Origin of the sequence: Bacillus sp. NPDC094077 (assembly GCF_050279465.1) — a bacterium.
Taxonomy (GTDB): Bacteria; Bacillota; Bacilli; order Bacillales; family Bacillaceae_G; genus Bacillus_A.
The window spans coordinates 929,409-949,191 of sequence record NZ_JBNNUF010000001.1; the positions used below are offsets into that span (position 1 = coordinate 929,409).

Here is a 19,783-nt window from a genome sequence, read left to right on the forward strand (position 1 = left end):
TTTACTATAAGAAAAATAAGAAAAAGAAACGAGTGATTTCCCTTACAAAACGTTTTGTTATCTTACAGTTTTGTCATTTTTCTCATTAATGTATGATATTCTTCATCTTTTGCAAATTGGAACGTAAAGGTCGTTCCTTCTCCTTCAGCCGATTGAACATAAATTCCATGATGTAAATTATCGCAAATTTCCTTCGTAATATACAAACCCATCCCAGTCGCTTCTCTCGTTTTGCGGCCGTTTATTCCCGTAAAGAACGGATCAAATATACGTTTTACATCTTGTTCTGGAATACCGATCCCATTATCCCTTATATGTAGTAACACCTTTTGATCTTTCTCTTCAATTTGAAATTGAATTTCTTTTTTCTCTGCTTCTGAAATTTTCGTATACTTAATGGCATTTACAACAATTTGGCCCATAGCGATACTAAGCCACTTTCTATCAGACGCAATCATACAAGCCTCTTCCTCAAACATCAGTTTCGGAAATACAGAAGATTGAATGAACGACTTTCGATTTTCATTAATAATATCACGAATAACATCTATAAGATTTACTACTTCTACTTTATAATCCTTCGCAAACTGATCTAATCTTGCCATATGTAACGCTAAATCTAAGCCATTTAAAATACGATTATTTTCTTCACGAATACTTTCAATCGTTCCCCTTGCTTCACGGTGTTCCTTACCATATTTCTGTAACAATAATTCAATAACAGATACCGGCGTTTTCATTTGATGAATCCATTGGTTCATAAAAATCATTTGCTGTTGCTCTTTCGCATGCTGCTTATGAACTTCATTCATATATTGCTGCCTTAGCAACGTGAATGCTTCAACGACCATTTCTTGTTCTGCCGTATACGACGTATCAATAAGTAAAGAATCATGTAATGTATTTCCACCAGCAACGTATTTTTCGATTCTCTTTAAAAATACACTTCTTTTTCGATAATCGTAAATAAGATATACAGCAAATACAACGATCCCTAATAAAAGTCCGTATAGCCACGTACTCCAGTCCAATGCCCTCTTTTCTAAAAGGCTTTGTAACTGCAGTACGAGCCCAAATAAACAAAGGCTTATAATGTAAGAAAGGATTAAGGAAAAACGGTCTATGAGGTAGCTTTTAACCTTCATGCCCTTCGCCCCACTCTGTAAGGAGCGCATAGCCGTAACCTCGTTTTGTTACAATAGCATTTTTAATGCCTAACTCCTCTAATTTCTTCCTTACACGCTTTACATTTACGGTTAATGTATTATCATCAACAAAAGCAACTTCATCCCATAGGGCCTCTAGCAGTTCCTCGCGAGTTACATATTGATTCGCCTGTTTCATTAAACATTCTAATAAGTAAAACTCATTTTTTGTCAGTTCCGTTTGTTGCCCCTGCCACTCTACAATATGCTGGGATGGGAATAACAACAGTCCATTTACACCTAAACAATCACTCTCTGCCGCAGAAGCATACTCACCATACCCACGTCGAAGCGCACTTTTCACCTTAGCCATTACGATATCTAAGTGAAATGGCTTTGTAATGTAATCATCTCCGCCATTTTCAATCGCCATTACTTGATCCATTTCCCCTGTTCTTGCAGAAACAAAAATAATAGGTGCATTTGATACAGTACGAATTTGACGACACCAATAGAAGCCATCAAAATACGGTAAATTAATATCGAGTAATACGAGATGTGGATTTATTTTTACAAACTCATCTTTTATATGGCGTAAATCACTTGCTCTAAATGATTGGTATCCATATCTTTCTAAATGTTCCTCTAATATTTCTGCAATTTTCTCATCGTCTTCTACAATTAATAGTTTATACATGTTTCTTTTCTCCCCATAAAATATTCTTCTAAAATCACTCCTTTTTCTATTATAAATTGAAACTTTATTTAATGGGAAGTTTTTCCTATCCCTACTAATTTTCATCCTACACCTTCTTTAATTTTACCGGCATCCCCATTCTCACCTAATTTCTTTGTATCCTCTAGTTTTAAAGGGAGTTTTATTGTCCGTAAATAATAAAAAAAGACTGCCATATTTCGGCAGTCTTAATCGATAAATTCAAATTCATATTCAAGAATTTTTACAATATCTCCGTCTTTTGCACCACGTGCACGAAGCGCTTCATCAATACCCATTCCGCGCATTTGACGAGCAAAACGACGTATAGATTCATCACGTGAGAAGTCTGTCATCTTGAATGTTTTCTCGATATCGTAACCAGAGATAACAAACGATCCATCACTTTCACGTGTAATTTCAAATTTAACACCTTCAGTATCAAATTTGTACATTACACTTGCTTCAGACTCATCGACAACATCATGCATTGGGAATTCTGGTGTTGTTTCTAATAAGTTCGCTACTTCAAATAATAAGTCACGAACACCTTGTTTCGTTACAGCTGAGATTGGGAAGATTTTTACTTCGTCTCCCACTTTCTCTTTAAATGCTTGTAAGTTTTCTTCTGCATCTGGCATATCCATTTTGTTTGCAACAACAACTTGTGGACGCTCCGTTAAACGCAGATTGTATTCTTTTAGTTCATTATTGATTGTGACATAATCTTCATATGGATCACGGCCTTCTAAACCAGACATATCAATTACATGTACGATTACACGTGTACGCTCGATATGACGTAAGAATTGGTGTCCAAGTCCAACGCCAGCATGTGCGCCTTCAATTAGTCCAGGAAGGTCAGCCATAACGAAGCTGCGATTATCACCAGTTTCAACAACACCAAGATTTGGAACAATTGTTGTAAAGTGATACTCTGCAATTTTCGGACGTGCTGATGATACAACAGATAATAATGTAGATTTACCTACACTTGGAAATCCGACAAGTCCAACGTCTGCTAGTACTTTCAATTCTAGAATGACATCACGTTCTTGACCTGGTTCCCCGTTCTCAGCGATTTCTGGCGCTGGGTTCGTAGCTGTTGCGAAACGTGAGTTACCACGGCCACCACGGCCACCTCTTGCGATTACAGCTGTTTGTTCATGCGTTACTAAATCGGCAAGAATTTGACCTGTTTTTTCATCTTTTACTACTGTTCCTGGTGGAACCTTTACGATTAAATCTTCAGATTTACGTCCGTGCTGACCTTTACTCATTCCATGCTGACCACGATCAGCTTTGAAATGACGTTGGTAGCGGAAGTCCATTAATGTACGTAAGCCTTCCTCAACTACGAAAACAACATCTGCGCCTTTACCACCGTCGCCACCTGCTGGGCCACCTTTTGGAACATACTTCTCACGACGATACGCAACCATTCCGTTACCACCGTCGCCGCCTTTTACATATATCTTGACCTGATCTACAAACATTATTTCACCACACTTTTTTCGATTGGTTGTAATATAACTGAGACTTCTGCGTCTCGCACTGTATAAGAAATGGAATACCATTTATTGTTTTGGTTCGAAAGCCAGTTCTGTAGTTCCTCTACATTCGTTAGCTTTCCACGAAAATCAAAAAAGAAACGAGCATTCTCCGCGTCACATTCAATTGTGATACAAACATAATTTTCAACATATACGTCTAAACTATGCTGAAGCATTGAGAAAAATTGATTCGTCCATGTACATACAGTCTCATCTAAGTGAGATAAGTTATGTATTTTCCCTAATACTTCGTACTCCAATAAGCACGGCTGCTGTTTCCAATTATATGTTAAAATCCACTCTGAAAATAAAGGCATTGATAGCCCCATCAGATTGGATTCTTGTCTCGCTTCTTGGACAAAACGATCGATGAGCCTATGAATCTCTTCCACTTTTCCAAGGGAAAGGTTTCCTTTCACCATCTGCATACGATTGAGCCAATCATGTCTTGAATGACGCAACGCATCTATAATTGTCCATTTTTCATTCATTTAGATACCCCTTAATATAGAAAAACTCTAACCTGCACTCAGGTTAGAGTTTTCCGTGAGTTCTTATGCTTCTTGAGCAACAGGATATACGCTCACTTGTTTGCGGTCACGGCCAAGACGCTCGAAGCGTACTACGCCGTCAACTTTCGCGTATAAAGTGTCATCGCCACCACGACCAACGTTAACACCTGGATAAATTTTTGTACCGCGTTGACGGTAAAGAATTGAACCACCTGAAACCGTTTGACCATCTGCGCGTTTAGCACCAAGACGTTTTGACTGAGAGTCACGACCGTTCTTTGTACTACCTACACCTTTCTTAGATGCGAAAAACTGAAGATCTAATCTTAACATACGTTACACCTCCTGCACTTTTTCTATTAAACGGATATACTTTCCGTAATCAAGTTCGATCGTCTTAAGCGAAACAACCAATCCTTCTAAAAGCGTTTGTGCTTTTTCTGCTGCATGAACGTCTAAATCATTAGGCAATTCATACGTTAAGAATCCGCCATCACTTCCGAGTTCAATAGTTGCCTGCACATTACAAAGTTCTTCCACTGCATTTATAGAACCAAAGACAACCGCTGTAGTTCCAGCACAGACAAGGTCTTGTCCATGTGGCGCATAATCGGCATGTCCAGTCATTTTAAATGATTGGATACTTCCTAATTTCGTGCGACTTATCGTAATTTTAATCATGTTAACCAGAATTAAGCGTTGATAGCTTCAACAACTAGCTTAGTGTAAGGTTGACGATGACCTTGTTTCTTACGATTGTTCTTTTTCGCTTTGTATTTGAAAACGATGATTTTCTTAGCGCGACCTTGTTTTTCAACTTTCGCAGTAACTGTTGCACCTTCTACAACTGGGCTACCAACTTTAACGTTTTCGCCACCAACGAAAAGAACTTTGTCAAAAGTAACAGTTTCACCAGCTTCAACATCTAATTTTTCAATGTAGATTGCTTGACCAGCTTCAACTTTAATTTGTTTTCCACCTGTTTCGATAATTGCGTACATACTTGCACCTCCTCTTAATTACTAAGACTCGCCAAAAACGAGGTAGACATAAATGCCTTTAGGGAACCTGTCTTGTGCGGTTGTAGCATATAGCCGTTTAGGTGCTATAAACTATAACATAAAGATGTTATCATGAATCATAGACGGTTGTCAATAAATGTTCTGCTAACTATTTTTCCGTTCTACAATTTCTTTTTTACTTCCAAATCGGATAATAGCGTACTTTTCGATATCTTCATCCGTGAAATAAATTTCAAACGAGATATTTTTTTGTAATTCTTTTTGTAAAAATTGTTTTTGCAGATTTTTAGGTGCAGCGATTAATACTGCCTCATCTTCTATATTTCCATATGTGATTAGCTCTCTCTCTAGCTCATACGCAATTGTTTCATACGACATAACATAACCCGTCGCTTTGCAAGGTACACACTCTTCTAGTAATACGTCACGTAAAGAATGTTTTTTACGTTTACGTGTCATCTCCAAAATCCCTAACTCTGTAAACCCGAGTACTCTTGTATATGTGCGGTCATCTTGCATAGAAGCTATGAGACATTCTCTTACCTTTTCTTTATCTTCTCGTCTCTTCATATTAATAAAATCAATTAATATCATACCACCGATATCACGAAGTCTTAATTGACGTGCAATCTCTTCAGCTGCGATTTCATTTGTGCGAAGGACTGTATCTTGTAAATTTTGCTTTCCAGTAAACTTACCCGTATTCACGTCAATTACAGTCATCGTCTCCATTTGTTCTATAATTAAATAAGCACCATTTTGGAGCCATACAATTTTTTGAAGTGCTTTTTCAATTTCACGGTCCACACCATAATGACTGAACATAGAAGATTTTTCATTATAAAAAGATACTTTTTCTGCCCCAACCTTATCTTCTAATTCCTTTACTATACTTCTTGTATCTACCACTACCTTTTCAATTGTTTCAATTGGGTTCTCTTGAAATACACGATCTAAAAAGGTCGCCGGTCGATGAAGCAATAACGGTGCCTTTCCTTGACCCTCTTTTCTTTTTAACTCTTCATATAACTGCTGCAACCCTTGCATTTCAGCTTGTATTTCTTCAATTTCCCCTTTTTCAGAAGCAGAGCGAAAAATGTAACCTCCCGTTCCTTCTACCTCAATTTTGAGTAACTGTTGTCTTCTTTTATTATTTTTTATTTTCCGAGAAACAGCGCGCATTTCATCATACGGCATATAAACGACATATTTCCCGGTAAATTCTATATTCGCTGTCAATTTAGGCCCTTTCGTATCAATTGCCTCTTTCACCACTTGCACGAGTATCGCTTGTCCCTCATGTATACGATAAGAGGCTGGTACATCATCGTATGAAAGATACGCATGTTTTTCTAAACCGATGTTTACAAATGCTGCATTCATTCCAGCAATTGTTCTTATGATGCGTCCAATATAAATATGCCCGACAATCTCTTGCTCTTCATTACGTTTCCATAAAAACTCAACAATTTTTTTCTTCTCTTCAATTGCAACACGCTTTTCCGATCCAGCGTAGTTCATATATAAGGTTTTCAAATTTCTTTCCTCACTTTATAATCTTCTTTGCTTTTACAATAATAAAAGGTTAGTGCTATCGTCAACACTAACCGATTAATTCTTCAACTGATGAAGTTGTTCGTTTTTCAGTAAAATATGCATAGAGCAATTCATTTTCATCCAATGTATAATGCTCTTTATATTTTCCACGGACGATAATAGAGTGCTTATATCCTCTACGAAATTTTGTGAAAATCGTATATAAACGATCTTCTGTTTGCACCTCAATAGGCGCAATTTTTTCAATTCCTCTTTTATTCCCGTAATAACGTTCTAATAAGAAACGCATAAATGCATACCGTCTTTGCTTCCACTCTTGATATAACGATACCGCTAAAAATGTGAGTAGTACCCACATCATAATATTGTTGCTATTCCAAAGTAACTGCCAGCCTAATATTACACTAAAAAAAACACATGATAACTGCATCATCTTTTCATGTGCTTGTAAATAAGGAAAACGATATGATAGTACATTAAACAACACTTTCCCGCCATCGAGCGGCCAAATAGGGAGTAAATTAAACGCTAAAATAATTATATTATTCCACATAAAGAAATAATATAATTCCGCATTCAGCCAGCCAATTTCAAACAACATATAACCTACTAGCATCATCCAAATATGTTGAATAGGCCCTGCAATTACGACAACAAGTTCCTCTTTCAATGATTTATTTCCATGTTCCTCAAGCTCAGCCACACCACCAAACGGTAACAGTTGAATTCTTTTAATACGCCAATTATAATGCGCTGCTGCAAAAGCATGCCCAAGTTCATGAATGAGTACGATACAAAATAACAATAGTAATTCTTTAAAACGCGCCGTAAAAATACCTATAACAATAATAACCCAAAACAACGGATGCACTGAAATTTTCGTTAAAACGTCCTTATATTTAATCAAATGATATCACCTGAATTGGATCAATAAATTTTTCATTCTTTTTTATTGCGAAATAAAATTTACCATTTTTATTATTTTCATCATTACTCACCGTTCCAATTTTTTGTTTCTTTGAAACGTAATCATATAATTTTACTGACATATCGTTTAAATTTGCATACCATGACTCCGTGCCATCTGCATGTTGAATTTGAACTGTATTTCCAAGTTCCTCTTTCTTACCTGCAAAAACAACTAGCCCTTCATTCACCGACTCAACCGTTACATTTGTAGCTGTTTGGACAAATACACCTTGACCATTCTTTTGAAACCCTTGCATTACCTTTCCAGAAGCAGGAATTGCGTAATTTTTTTGCTGAATAGTCCCTTCCTTTTTCTCATTCGGCGAGTAAAATACAAGAGGTTTTCCAAACTGCTTTTCGTACCATTTCGCTACAGTAGCAAACTGAAACTCCTCTTTCATCACTTTTTCTGTAACAGCTTTAGCACCATCGAAAGAAGAAGGCGCATTCTTATATAAAATAGCAACAGAAAGAACTAAGATTGCTGATAATAAAATTTTGAAGAAAAATATTTCTTTTCGAAACAATGGGTGAATTCCCTTTTCTCCTTCTTCAATACATACCGTTTCGCTATCAAAATTCCCTCCGGCAAAATACTGCTCTTCCTCCATCCTTTCTTGCTCTGCCTTCCTTTTCGCAATCCTCTTTTTAATTTCTTCTACACGTCTATTCTTCATACTGTCTCCTTTCTTTCGCTAGCCTTATTTAAATAGAAACAGTTGTATACAGTTTGTACATATGTATGAGCGAGGAAAGAAAGATATTCATGTGAAGAAAAAAGAAAGCACTTCGCATATACGCGAAGTGCTTTTAACGGATTCCAAAGAAGTTTTTCATCTTTGTAAATACCGATACCTTTTCTTGTTCAAATGCTTGTAATGGTACATTCTCACCCAACAAGCGTCTTGCAATATTACGATAAGCTAACGCCGCTTTTCCACTCGGTTGCAACGCTACAGGTTCACCTGTATTTGTAGCACGAATAACTTCATCATCATCTTCAACAACACCAAGAAGCTCGATTGACAACGTACGTACGATTTCATCAACATCTAACATATCTTGTTCATGAAGCATATGACTACGCACACGGTTAATAACAAGTTTCGGTGGTTCAATATCCTCTTTTTCTAAAAGCCCGATAATACGATCCGCATCGCGCATTGAGGATACTTCTGGCGTCGTAACGACGATTGCTTTATCCGCACCAGCTACCGCATTTTTAAATCCCTGCTCAATCCCTGCAGGACAATCAATTAATATGTAATCATAATCTTGACGTAATACTTGTATTAATTCATCCATTTGTTCAGGTGTTACCGCTGATTTATCACTCGTTTGTGCTGCAGGTAATAAATAAAGATCATCAAAACGTTTATCTTTAATAAGAGCCTGAGGTAAACGACAACGCCCTTCAACGACATCAACAAGATCAAATACAATACGATTTTCCAGCCCCATTACTACGTCTAAATTTCGAAGACCGATATCTGTATCAATTAAGCACACTTTCTTTCCAGATAACGCTAGGGCTGTACCAATGTTCGCAGACGTTGTAGTTTTACCTACTCCGCCTTTTCCAGATGTAATTACTATTGCCTCTCCCACAGCTATACAATTCCCCTTTCTAACTTTGTTAAATTAGGTCTAAGATGAGTGAGAAGTTGCAGGCGATCGACAACAATGTGATTGTTCTCATTAATATACGCACATTCTGCCGTCTCTGCTCCGTCTTCTTTCTCTTCCGGAGCCCGCATTGCCACATCACTAATTCGAAGTTGCATCGGGTTCATAACAGATGCAGCAATTACAGCATCCGAATCCCCATAATACCCAGCATGTGCAATTCCTCTTAATGATCCTACGACAAAAATATTCCCCCCAGCGATAACCGTTCCGCCTGGATTAACATCACCAATTAACAATAAATTTCCTTTTACATGTAAAACTTGTCCAGAGCGAACAATTTTGGAAATAGGGACAATTTCTGTTTCTTCTTTCCAAGCTATTGCTTCCGCTTTAGTTATAACATCACTTTCAATTGAATCCACAACAAGATTCTTTTTATTACGAATTAACGTACGAACCTCTTCTTGTTGAACTTCCGTTAAATAACGATTTCCGACTTTCACATGTACCTCAATTAAAGAGCGCCCATCACCATCATAGTAATGTGTAGAAAGCTTTTCGTCCAATTCCTTTAGTAATTCAGGGAATGAACAACAATCATCTAAATGAAGCGTTATTCCGTCTTTTGTCCCTTTTATTATTACATTTTGTTGCTTTTTTTCCTCCACTAAAGTTCACCCCACCGATTCAATTCGACATAAAATTAGAAAATCCTTTTTTCTTTTTCTTCCATCGCTCTTGAAAGACGCACTAAATATCGTCTCAGTGGGAAACAAACTATCAATAAGAAAATTCCATTTAGCAATAAAGTAGAAAGGAGACGATCTGTGAAAAAGACATACGCCGACATATGAGTACGTCCTAACAAAGTTAAAAATCCATACACATAATACTCTAGTGCTGCAATGCCAGCCAGTACGGTAGAAACAACAATAAATAAATTCAATTGTAGTACCTTCATCACACTATAAACTAAATAAGCTAAAATTGGATAAGCAAATATATATATACCGACAAGTTCTGTGTATACGGTATCAAATAAGAAACCAAATAAAAGTCCGTAATAAATCCCTTGGACCGGACTATAATACACAGTAATAAAACATAAAACAATTATGAAAAAATGCGGTGCTGCTATACTGTCTTTCCAAAAAACTTCTGTTGGAACAACAGTAGAAAATGTATTTTCAAATAAAAAAATAAAAAGGAGCAAAAGAGGAAGAGCTGCTCTTTTTAAAATCTTCATCATCTCTTCTCCTCCTCCTATTCTAATGGCGCTGAAGGCATGTCACGTTTAGCTACTATAATATGCTCTACGTCATTTAAATCAGCGACAGGTTTTACATAAGCTGTTTTTGTTAAGCCATATGCATCTGGTTGAACATCAACAATTTCTCCGATTACAAGACCTTTTGGGAAAATATCCCCACCAAGTCCAGACGTTACAACTAGTTGTCCTTTAGCTACTGGTGCATCAGAACCAATCTTTGTGAAAAGTAATAATTTTTTTTCTTTGTCATAACCTTCAATTAAGCCAAATATATTTTCGTTTCCTTGTACAAAAGCAGAAACACGATTTGTTCGGCTCATAGAACTTAACAACTCTACTGATGATGTAAACTGAGATACACTTTTCACACGTCCAATTAAACCTTTTGGAGTGATTACAGCCATATCTTTTTTAATTCCTTGCTGTGCTCCCTTATCAATTCCAATTAAATCGTACCATTTATCTGGATTACGAGAAACAACAGTAGCTGGGATTTCAGTATAACCGCTCGGCAACTCTTTTTTTTCAGTTAGCTCTTTTAATTTATTGTTTTCTTCCTCTAATAGCTTCACTTTACCTGATAAATTTGCATAGTTATCTAACTTTGCTTTTAATTCTTTATTCTCTTCATACGTGCGCTTTACATCCTCTACATTTTCAAAGAATCCAGCTACGTATTTCGCTGGCTTTTGGAATACACGTTCTACAACACCAACAGTGTCTTTAACAAACTGCTCTGGCCATGTTAAACTATTCCGTTCTTTCAATGAGATTCCAATCAATGCCACGAGAAGAATAATACTAACTAACAAAACAATTAATCTTTTGTTTAAGAAAAACTGTGGCACGTTCACACCCTCTTAATTTCACTGATTTTTATTTTGCAATATTATCGAGCAGCAGTTTTGAAAAGATCGATATTATCTAATGCTTTACCTGTTCCAATTGCTACGCAATCTAATGGATTTTCTGCAACAAGAACTGGCATATTTGTTTCTTCACTAATAACTTTATCTAAGTTACGCAGTAATGCCCCGCCGCCTGTTAATACAATACCGCGGTCCATAATATCCGCCGCTAGTTCAGGTGGAGTTTGTTCTAACGTGTTTTTAACCGATTCTACAATTGCATCTACTGTATCTTTTAATGCATCTGCAATTTCTTCCGGCTGAATTAATACTGTTTTTGGTAAACCGCTTACTAAATCACGACCACGGATTTCCATAGGCTCAATACCTTCTGGCTCGCCTGCAGAACCAATTTCTAATTTTAATGCTTCAGCTGTTCTTTCACCAATCATTAAGTTATAGCTTTTCTTAATGTATTGAATGATTGAATCATCCATATCATCACCAGCAACACGAACTGATTGACTTGTTACAATACCACCTAAAGAAATAATTGCAACTTCTGTTGTACCACCACCGATATCAACAACCATGCTACCAGTTGGTTCCCAAACAGGTAAGTTCGCACCAATTGCCGCTGCAAATGGTTCTTCGATTGGATATGCATCACGAGCACCCGCTTGACGAGTCGCATCAATTACTGCACGTCTCTCTACAGCTGTAATACCAGATGGTACACATACCATTACGTATGGTTTACGTGAGAAGAATCCATTTGATTTTTGAGCTTGTTGAATGTAATATTTCATCATTGTTGCTGTTGTTTCGTAATCAGCAATTACACCGTCTTTCATCGGGCGAAGCGCTACTACATTTCCTGGCGTACGACCAATCATTTGTTTTGCATCGCTACCTACAGCAACGATTTGTTTCGTATCGGTTTGTAACGCTACTACTGAAGGTTCACGTAAAACTACACCTTTTCCTTTTACATACACAAGCGTGTTCGCAGTTCCTAAATCTATTCCAAGATCGCGAGTAAATCCACCAAATCCAAACATATTATTTATCTTCCTTTCTTATTTTCACGGACTCATTTTTCTTACTTTATATTATAAAAACAGTACGTTTTTTATATCTGTATCCTTTTTGCAGATAATTTTCTACAAAAAACTCATAAATCACATTATAAAACAAAATAAGTAAAAAGCATAGTCTTAAATATGACCTTTTTCCTTTAAACTCACGAATTTATGGTCACCTATTATAATATGATCAAGCACTTCAATACCGATAATTCGACCGCATTCTACTAAACGTTTTGTTACTTCTATATCTTCTCGGCTCGGTGCCGGATCTCCTGAGGGGTGATTATGAAGACATATGATAGAGGCCGCTGCACGGCGGAATGCTTCTTTAAAAACTTCCCTTGGGTGTACAATTGACGTGTTTAAACTTCCGATAAAAATCGTTTGCCTATGTATAACTTGATTTTTTGTATTTAAATATAAACAAACAAAATGCTCCTGTTGTAAAAAACGCATCTCTTCCATCATGTATTTCGCACAATCTTCTGGGCTTCGAATGCTATATCTATTTTGATATTCTAAACGCAACATTCTTCTACCTAGTTCAAAGGCAGCTATCAGCTGAGATGCCTTCGCAATCCCAACACCATGAATACCAATTAACTCTTCTAACGTTGCATCTTTCAGCATACGTAAACCATCAAAGTGATGCAAGATTTTATCTGACAAATTTAAAACCGTGTCTTCTTTAGAACCTGTTCTGAGTAACACTGCGAGAAGCTCCCGATTCGATAAACTTCCTGCACCTTCTAATAATAAACGCTCCCGTGGCTGTTCTTCTCTGACAACATCACGAATACCGTTCATCTCTTCACCCCTTTTACTTGTTCTCTCAAAGAAAACCCCATGCAATTTTACGCATGGGTTACATCAATATCAAATTGTCTTAATTCCCGAACAAGACGCGCAATTGGTAAGCCTACAACACTATAGTAGTCCCCTTGAATGTGTTGAACAAAAATAGAACCTTTACCTTGAATCCCATAACTTCCTGCTTTATCAAGAGGTTCCTTCGATGCAACATATACGTCAATTTCCTCTTCTGTTAACTCCCAAAATGTAACTTCTGTACGCTCATAAAAAGTGACCGTTTTTTCTTTTGATATAATTGCAACACCTGTGTATACTTCATGTGTTTTTCCCGATAATAATCGCAACATTTCTTTCGCCTCAGCCTCATTAGAAGGCTTTCCAAGAATACGCGATTCATATGTAACAATTGTATCTGCACCTAACACAACGTGATCACTATTATTTTCTGCCACCGCAGATGCTTTTTGTAAAGCAAGTGACATAACAATATCAGAAGGTGATGAATATGCACCAATCGTCTCTTCTACTTCACTTACAACGATTTCAAATGGCACACCTGCTAACTCAAGCAATTCCTTCCTCCGAGGTGATCCTGAAGCTAAAATAATTTTTCTCATATTTTCTCCTTCCTTTCTCACATGAAGCAAAACAATTTATATCCATCGTATCAAAGGAATAGTTTGCCCACAAATGAAAGAAATATTAATTTCTCTAAACAAACTAATACTTCTTTACTACATACGATTATATTTCTGCCGTTGAGAAAGCACTTTGCTCTAAATTCAAAAGAAAAGAAAGAAGCACATGTACTTCTTTCTTCTTCTTTTCATTATCCTATTATTTCACTTTTTGCGAAACAATTTTTTCATAGGAGAGTATACCATCGATAATAACTTGATTTAACTTCGCCAAAGATTCTTTATCGTCCTTTCCGTCCTTCACTGTTTGTACAGCTACTGAAGTATACATATATAGCTTTTTCGCCTCTTCCTGCTTCATGCCTTTCCCTTCTTTTTCAATCGTTTTCCACTCTTTTTCAATCATTTCTATATCTTTTGCATTATTTTTCCCACCAGCTTGTACGCCAGAAACATATTTTGCTAAATGAGTATATAATGGCTGTACTTTTGTTAAAAACACTCCTACTTCTTTATCATCTTTCAGTAACGCTTTATCTGTTATATCCCAGTTCTTTTTCAAAACGGAGACACCATCATTTTTATACTGAGTCATTAATTGATTTACGGCCTGTTCATCGCTAGCAATACCAACAACTAATGCATACTTATCACCGCTCGGTTTCAAAGCTGCAATGCCCCCATTGCCTTTCCATTCTTCAAGAGCTGCCTGTCCCTTTTCTTCGGAAGAATAAAGCCCTCCTTGAACAAAAAATAATTTCATCGGATCTAATGGCGTTCCTACCTGTGCCTTTGGTTTTTCCTCTTTTGGTGCTGGTGTTTGTTTTGCCGTTCCACCCACCTTTGATTCTTCATTCCCAGTCTGCTTCGAAGCTGTTACTTCGCTTCCCCCTGTCGTCCCTTGTCCTGTGAGTAAATGAAGCATTCCCATTCCAAACGCCGTACCAATAATAATTGCAGTTGTAACGATTGCAATTAATGTATTACTCCACTTCTTTCGGTGTTTTTCCATAGACGCTGATTTCGCTTTTTGAAACGGAACGACGTTTTTCGGACTTTCACTTTCTACTACCATCCATTCAAACTCATCTTTCTTCTTTTCCTCATACTTCGCTTCTGTTCCATTTACTTTCACCGAGATCGTTCGTGATTGCTTGTCCATACACTCACACCTCACCTCTTATCGTTGTCCGCATCATATCATATTCATTTCACAAAAAAACGAGATATTTGTCAGAGGAATTCGCCAAATAACCCTATATAATTATCTTATATGTATGCATTTGACTTCATTTGTAGAACAAAAAAACTAGATAGCAAAGACTATCTAGTTTTTCTCGCGAATATATTTTCGAACTTCAGAAATGAAATACAGAGAACCCGTTATGATAAAGACATCATTTTCTCCTATCATTTCAACCTTTGTATCAATTGCCTCTCTCCAATTTTCAAAAACTAATTTTGACTCTTTTTGTGAATACGATGCAAGCTTGTCAGCAGAAATAGCACGATCAAAGGCGAATGTTGTAAAAATAATTTCATCAGCAATTGTTTCTAATTGACCTACCATATTATGCAATTGTTTATCACCAAGAGCTGTAAATAAAACTATTACATTTTTATCTTTGTAATGTGCTTCTACCGTTTTCACAAGACTTTCGATACCTTCTGGATTATGAGCACCGTCTATTATAATATCCGGATTACTTTGCAACTTTTCAAATCGCCCAATCCAATACGCCTCATGTAATCCAGCTCTTATCTCCTCTTCCTCAATTAAAAATGATAAATATGTTTTTAAGTACATTACTGCCATAAGTGCTAGCGCTGCATTTCCTACTTGGTGAATGCCTTTCATTGAGATTCGAATATCTTCAAAAGAAGCGAAAGGACAAGCAAAATCAAAATGTTCCCCATCTTTGTTAGACTGCTTATATAAAGCTGTAAAATGCTTGCCAAGTTCATATAAGTTTGCATGATTTTCCTTTGCAACCTCTTGAATGACTTGCAATGCTTCCTCATCTTGTACACCTGTAATGACCGGAACACCAGACTTAATAATCCCTGCCTTTTCATATGCAATTTCTCCCAGTGTATTTCCTAAAATATGCATATGGTCGTGACCGATATTTGTAATAATTGTGAGAACAGGATGAATAACATTGGTAGAGTCAAAGCGCCCTCCAAGCCCTGTTTCAAATAAAACAACATCACAGAAATTAATTTTACCGAAATAACAAATTGCCATAACAGTAATAATTTCAAACTCAGTCGCTTCCCCTAAATCCGTCTCGTCTAGTTTTTCAACGACTGGCTTTACCATCTTTACAAGTTCCGTAATCTCTTCATCTGCAATTGGTGTTCCATTCACACTAATACGTTCATTAAATGTTTCGATATAAGGAGAGGTAAACGTTCCTACCTTATATTTCGCGCCTTCTAGCATGTAGCGCATATATGTTAAAGTTGAACCTTTTCCATTTGTACCAGCAAGATGAACACATTTTATATGACGCTCTGGATTCCCCAGTTCTTCTAGCATCCATCTCATTCTTTCTAACCCTGGTTTAATTCCAAATTTCAATCGGCTATGAATCCACCCTATCGCTTCTTCGTATGTATGTATCACGTATGCTTTTCCCCTTTCAAAAGACAACCTTCATAATTCTATTATACGCAAAGAAAAGAGACTCACCAATATAGTGAGTCTCTAAAAACATTTTTATCCCGCTATTTGCGGGCAGTAAGACTCCCACCTCAAAATTCAGCTAGAGCAAAGAAGTTGGGCGGGAGATCAACTGCCCGTAAACGCCCGATTGGTGTGTGCTAATAAACAGTGGTGGATGGACAACCCCCCTACTGATTAAAGTTTCACTTTATTTCTCAAGATCTGCTAGACGTTGGCGAACTGCTTCACGTTTTTCTAGATAATCTTGCTCTTTCGCACGCTCTCCCTCAATAACTGCTGCAGGAGCTTTCGCTACGAAACCTTGGTTTGAAAGTTTCTTCTGTACACGTTCCACTTCTTTATCGAACTTCTCAAGTTCTTTCTCAAGACGTGCTCTCTCTTCATCAAGATTGATAAGATCAGCTAACGGTAAGAATAATTCTGCACCTGATACGATTGCAGTCATCGCTTTTTCAGGCGCTTGTAAATCCGTTTGAATTGTTAATTCACTTGGGTTACAGAAACGCTCAATGTAAGAGCTGTTTTTCGTAAGTTGAGCAAGTACAGCCTCATCTTTTGCTTTAATTTGCATTTGAACTTTTTTACTCATTGGCGTATTTACTTCGGCACGGATGTTACGAACAGAGCGAATGATATCAACTAGAAGGTGCATTTCTGCCGCAGCTTCTGTATCTTGTAAATCTTCGCGAACTGTTGGCCATGCAGCCACTGTAATAGACTCACCTTCATGCGGTAAATGTTGCCAAATTTTCTCTGTTACGAATGGCATGAATGGGTGTAGTAGACGCATTGTTTGGTCTAATACGTAAGCTAAAATAGAACGAGTTGTTTTCTTAGCTGCTTCATCTTCACCGTATAGTGGAAGTTTCGCCATCTCAATGTACCAGTCACAGAAATCATCCCAAATGAAGTTGTATAATGAACGACCAGCTTCACCGAACTCATATTTATCCATGTTACGTGTTACACTTTCGATTGTTTCGTTTAAGCGAGTTAAAATCCACTTATCTGCAACTGATTTTTCACCAGTTAAATCGATTTCTTCATACTTCATGTCATCCATGTTCATTAATACGAAACGTGATGCGTTCCAAATTTTATTAATGAAGTTCCAAGTAGATTCTACTTTTTCCATGCTGAAACGTAAATCTTGACCTGGTGCACTTCCTGTTGATAAGAAGAAACGCATTGCATCTGCACCGTACTTCTCGATAACATCCATTGGGTCAATACCGTTACCAAGGGATTTACTCATTTTACGTCCTTGCTCATCACGAACTAAACCGTGAATTAATACATCTTTAAATGGACGCTCACCTGTAAACTCTAAACCTTGGAAAATCATACGAGATACCCAGAAGAAGATGATATCATAACCAGTTACTAATGCATCTGTTGAATAGTAACGTTTAAAGTCTGCTGAATCTTCATTTGGCCAACCAAGTGTTGAGAATGGCCATAATGCTGAACTGAACCATGTATCAAGTACGTCGTTATCTTGATTCCAGTTTTCAATATCTGCTGGTGCCTCTGTACCTACGTATACTTCACCAGTTTCTTTATGATACCAAGCTGGAATGCGGTGTCCCCACCATAATTGACGAGAAATACACCAGTCATGAATGTTTTCCATCCAGCGTAAATATGTGTTTTCAAAACGATCTGGTACGAACGTTACTTTTTCTTCTTCTTTTTGTTGAAGCTCTACCGCTTTTTCAGCAAGTGGAGCCATTTTTACGAACCATTGTGTTGATAGGTAAGGCTCAACAACTGCACCGCTACGCTCACTATGACCTACTGAGTGCATATGAGGCTCGATTTCTACTAATACGCCAGCTTCTTGTAAGTCTTTCACTAACTCTTTACGGCATTCGAAACGATCCATACCGTTATACTTACCAGCTCTTTCGTTCATCGTTCCATCTTCGTTCATTACTAAGATGCGTGGTAAGTCATGACGATTACCTACTTCAAAGTCGTTCGGGTCATGAGCTGGTGTAATTTTTACAACACCTGTTCCGAAGTCTTTTTCTACATACTCATCAGCGATAATCGGGATTTCACGGCCTACGATTGGAAGTGTAACTGTTTTTCCGATTAAATGTTTGTAACGATCATCTTCTGGATGAACTGCTACTGCTGTATCACCAAGCATCGTTTCTGGACGAGTTGTTGCAAGACGAATGTGACCAGAGCCATCTGTTAACGGATAGTTCATATGGTAAAACGCACCTTGAACTTCTTTATGAATTACTTCGATATCAGAAAGAGCTGTGCGTGTTGCTGGATCCCAGTTGATAATATATTCACCGCGGTAAATTAAGCCTTTTTCGTATAATTGAACGAATACTTTATTAACCGCATCAGATAAACCTTCGTCTAATGTGAAACGCTCGCGAGAATAGTCTAGCCCTAAACCAACTTTTCCCCATTGTTGACGAATGTGAGAAGCGTACTCTTCTTTCCACTCCCAAGCTTTTTCAAGGAATTTCTCACGGCCAAGATCGTAACGTGAAATACCTTCTTCACGAAGTTTCCCTTCTACTTTCGCTTGTGTTGCGATACCAGCATGGTCCATTCCTGGAAGCCATAATACATCGTAACCTTGCATACGCTTCGTACGAGTTAAAATATCTTGAAGAGTTGTATCCCAAGCATGACCTAAGTGTAACTTACCAGTTACGTTTGGAGGTGGAATTACAATTGTATACGGTTGTTTCTTCTCATCTCCTGTTGCTTCAAAATATTTGCCTTCAAGCCACCATTTATAGCGGCCTTCTTCAACGGACATATGATCATATTTAGTTGGTAAATTCTTTTCCGTGTTTGACATTATTTTCCCTCCTTAAAATAAAAAATGCCCCTCATCCAAAAAAGGACGAGGGACATCGCGGTACCACCTTTATTTACAAACAAATTCAAAATTTGCTTATACTCTTAATTTGATAACGGACAAATCCGTCTTTTCCTAATGAGAACTATTCCGTTCAGAAAAGATGCTCCAGGGCTACCTTCTAACATAACTATCTAGAGAATCTCCCAGCTAATGATTCTCCTCTCTGAAGACGTTTCATGTTATACTCTTCCCCTTCAAGGCATTTATATGATTGTTAATTATTATATACAATAGTGTAAAAAACGAAACCTTATTCGTCAAGATAAATTTAAGACTACCACTTTCCGGACGAATATAAAAAAGATAAGTAGCATCCTAAAATGTACCCTATGGAATAGACACTTAAAAAAGTCTATTCCATAGGGTATTTCTTGTATAATAAGAAAAAAACTAGAATCGGAGAAAATTCAAAATGACAAAAAAGTTATTTACAGAAAAA

General features: G+C 37.2%; 20 protein-coding genes and 2 other annotated features. All 20 genes read right to left on the minus strand.

From position 1 onward, the window contains the following. Positions 1–62: 62 nt before the first annotated feature. Positions 63–1,145 (minus strand): HAMP domain-containing histidine kinase, encoded by a 1,083-nt coding sequence (locus ACQKNR_RS04855; RefSeq protein ID WP_427315753.1) that lies wholly within the window; start codon positions 1,143–1,145, stop codon positions 63–65. After that, positions 1,135–1,842 carry a response regulator transcription factor gene (locus ACQKNR_RS04860; RefSeq protein WP_427315755.1) on the minus strand — a complete coding sequence of 236 codons (708 nt, stop codon included), beginning with the start codon at positions 1,840–1,842 and terminating at the stop codon, positions 1,135–1,137. Before ACQKNR_RS04860 ends, ACQKNR_RS04855 begins: the two co-directional genes overlap by 11 nt. Before the next feature lie 227 nt (positions 1,843–2,069). Continuing rightward, entirely contained in the window at positions 2,070–3,356 is a 1,287-nt protein-coding gene (obgE, locus tag ACQKNR_RS04865; RefSeq protein WP_427315756.1) for a GTPase ObgE, read from the minus strand. After that, positions 3,356–3,904: a Spo0B C-terminal domain-containing protein gene (locus tag ACQKNR_RS04870; RefSeq protein ID WP_427315758.1), complete on the minus strand. Its 549-nt coding sequence runs from the start codon at positions 3,902–3,904 to the stop codon at positions 3,356–3,358. The genes obgE and ACQKNR_RS04870 overlap by 1 nt, the downstream gene beginning before the upstream one ends. A gap of 63 nt (positions 3,905–3,967) precedes the next feature. Further along, the gene (rpmA, locus tag ACQKNR_RS04875; RefSeq protein ID WP_000944957.1) at positions 3,968–4,258 is read right to left on the minus strand and encodes a 50S ribosomal protein L27; all 291 of its coding nucleotides are present in this window, start codon (positions 4,256–4,258) and stop codon (positions 3,968–3,970) included. 3 nt (positions 4,259–4,261) lie between these two features. After that, complete coding sequence (locus ACQKNR_RS04880; protein WP_001973720.1) at positions 4,262–4,606, minus strand: ribosomal-processing cysteine protease Prp; 345 nt, start codon at positions 4,604–4,606, stop codon at positions 4,262–4,264. Between the two features lie 11 nt (positions 4,607–4,617). Next, positions 4,618–4,926, minus strand: a complete 309-nt coding sequence (gene rplU, locus ACQKNR_RS04885) for a 50S ribosomal protein L21 (RefSeq protein ID WP_000270907.1) — start codon at positions 4,924–4,926, stop codon at positions 4,618–4,620. A 14-nt stretch (positions 4,927–4,940) separates the two neighbouring features. After that, positions 4,941–5,018: a sequence feature (ribosomal protein L21 leader region), on the minus strand. 73 nt (positions 5,019–5,091) lie between these two features. Next, positions 5,092–6,483 carry an Rne/Rng family ribonuclease gene (locus ACQKNR_RS04890; protein ID WP_427315760.1) on the minus strand — a complete coding sequence of 464 codons (1,392 nt, stop codon included), beginning with the start codon at positions 6,481–6,483 and terminating at the stop codon, positions 5,092–5,094. Between the two features lie 67 nt (positions 6,484–6,550). After that, positions 6,551–7,411: a stage IV sporulation intramembrane metalloprotease SpoIVFB gene (gene spoIVFB, locus ACQKNR_RS04895; RefSeq protein ID WP_427315762.1), complete on the minus strand. Its 861-nt coding sequence runs from the start codon at positions 7,409–7,411 to the stop codon at positions 6,551–6,553. Next, positions 7,404–8,150 carry a stage IV sporulation protein SpoIVFA gene (spoIVFA, locus tag ACQKNR_RS04900; protein WP_427315764.1) on the minus strand — a complete coding sequence of 249 codons (747 nt, stop codon included), beginning with the start codon at positions 8,148–8,150 and terminating at the stop codon, positions 7,404–7,406. The genes spoIVFB and spoIVFA overlap by 8 nt, the downstream gene beginning before the upstream one ends. Positions 8,151–8,283: 133 nt before the next feature. Continuing rightward, entirely contained in the window at positions 8,284–9,081 is a 798-nt protein-coding gene (gene minD, locus ACQKNR_RS04905) for a septum site-determining protein MinD (RefSeq protein ID WP_000503310.1), read from the minus strand. 2 nt (positions 9,082–9,083) lie between these two features. Next, a complete protein-coding gene (gene minC, locus ACQKNR_RS04910) occupies positions 9,084–9,770 on the minus strand; it encodes a septum site-determining protein MinC (RefSeq protein ID WP_427315766.1) in 687 nt (228 codons plus the stop codon). A gap of 35 nt (positions 9,771–9,805) precedes the next feature. After that, positions 9,806–10,351, minus strand: a complete 546-nt coding sequence (gene mreD, locus ACQKNR_RS04915; RefSeq protein ID WP_427315768.1) for a rod shape-determining protein MreD — start codon at positions 10,349–10,351, stop codon at positions 9,806–9,808. Positions 10,352–10,365: 14 nt separating this feature from the next. Continuing rightward, positions 10,366–11,220 (minus strand): rod shape-determining protein MreC, encoded by an 855-nt coding sequence (gene mreC / locus ACQKNR_RS04920; protein ID WP_427315770.1) that lies wholly within the window; start codon positions 11,218–11,220, stop codon positions 10,366–10,368. Positions 11,221–11,261: 41 nt separating this feature from the next. Continuing rightward, positions 11,262–12,281 carry a cell shape-determining protein MreB gene (gene mreB, locus ACQKNR_RS04925; RefSeq protein ID WP_427315772.1) on the minus strand — a complete coding sequence of 340 codons (1,020 nt, stop codon included), beginning with the start codon at positions 12,279–12,281 and terminating at the stop codon, positions 11,262–11,264. A gap of 156 nt (positions 12,282–12,437) precedes the next feature. Continuing rightward, positions 12,438–13,115 carry a DNA repair protein RadC gene (gene radC / locus ACQKNR_RS04930; RefSeq protein ID WP_427315774.1) on the minus strand — a complete coding sequence of 226 codons (678 nt, stop codon included), beginning with the start codon at positions 13,113–13,115 and terminating at the stop codon, positions 12,438–12,440. A gap of 47 nt (positions 13,116–13,162) precedes the next feature. Further along, positions 13,163–13,738 (minus strand): Maf family protein, encoded by a 576-nt coding sequence (locus ACQKNR_RS04935; RefSeq protein ID WP_427315775.1) that lies wholly within the window; start codon positions 13,736–13,738, stop codon positions 13,163–13,165. A 220-nt stretch (positions 13,739–13,958) separates the two neighbouring features. Next, the gene (locus ACQKNR_RS04940; protein WP_427315777.1) at positions 13,959–14,921 is read right to left on the minus strand and encodes a stage II sporulation protein B; all 963 of its coding nucleotides are present in this window, start codon (positions 14,919–14,921) and stop codon (positions 13,959–13,961) included. A 165-nt stretch (positions 14,922–15,086) separates the two neighbouring features. Beyond that, positions 15,087–16,388 carry a bifunctional folylpolyglutamate synthase/dihydrofolate synthase gene (locus ACQKNR_RS04945; protein WP_427315779.1) on the minus strand — a complete coding sequence of 434 codons (1,302 nt, stop codon included), beginning with the start codon at positions 16,386–16,388 and terminating at the stop codon, positions 15,087–15,089. Between the two features lie 247 nt (positions 16,389–16,635). After that, on the minus strand, positions 16,636–19,281 hold the full coding sequence (locus ACQKNR_RS04950) for a valine--tRNA ligase (protein WP_427315781.1): 2,646 nt from the start codon (positions 19,279–19,281) through the stop codon (positions 16,636–16,638). A 38-nt stretch (positions 19,282–19,319) separates the two neighbouring features. Continuing rightward, positions 19,320–19,551 (minus strand) — a binding site (T-box leader). Positions 19,552–19,783 lie beyond the last annotated feature (232 nt).

Coding starts and splice junctions, on each gene's coding strand:
- spoIVFA (WP_427315764.1), bottom strand. CDS start 8,150: ATGAAGAATAGACGTGTAGAAGAAATTAAAAAGAGGATTGCGAAAAGG.
- ACQKNR_RS04880 (WP_001973720.1), bottom strand. CDS start 4,606: ATGATTAAAATTACGATAAGTCGCACGAAATTAGGAAGTATCCAATCA.
- radC (WP_427315774.1), bottom strand. CDS start 13,115: ATGAACGGTATTCGTGATGTTGTCAGAGAAGAACAGCCACGGGAGCGT.
- mreD (WP_427315768.1), bottom strand. CDS start 10,351: ATGATGAAGATTTTAAAAAGAGCAGCTCTTCCTCTTTTGCTCCTTTTT.
- ACQKNR_RS04940 (WP_427315777.1), bottom strand. CDS start 14,921: ATGGACAAGCAATCACGAACGATCTCGGTGAAAGTAAATGGAACAGAA.
- ACQKNR_RS04950 (WP_427315781.1), bottom strand. CDS start 19,281: ATGTCAAACACGGAAAAGAATTTACCAACTAAATATGATCATATGTCC.
- mreB (WP_427315772.1), bottom strand. CDS start 12,281: ATGTTTGGATTTGGTGGATTTACTCGCGATCTTGGAATAGATTTAGGA.
- rplU (WP_000270907.1), bottom strand. CDS start 4,926: ATGTACGCAATTATCGAAACAGGTGGAAAACAAATTAAAGTTGAAGCT.
- ACQKNR_RS04855 (WP_427315753.1), bottom strand. CDS start 1,145: ATGAAGGTTAAAAGCTACCTCATAGACCGTTTTTCCTTAATCCTTTCT.
- obgE (WP_427315756.1), bottom strand. CDS start 3,356: ATGTTTGTAGATCAGGTCAAGATATATGTAAAAGGCGGCGACGGTGGT.
- ACQKNR_RS04860 (WP_427315755.1), bottom strand. CDS start 1,842: ATGTATAAACTATTAATTGTAGAAGACGATGAGAAAATTGCAGAAATA.
- ACQKNR_RS04870 (WP_427315758.1), bottom strand. CDS start 3,904: ATGAATGAAAAATGGACAATTATAGATGCGTTGCGTCATTCAAGACAT.
- ACQKNR_RS04935 (WP_427315775.1), bottom strand. CDS start 13,738: ATGAGAAAAATTATTTTAGCTTCAGGATCACCTCGGAGGAAGGAATTG.
- rpmA (WP_000944957.1), bottom strand. CDS start 4,258: ATGTTAAGATTAGATCTTCAGTTTTTCGCATCTAAGAAAGGTGTAGGT.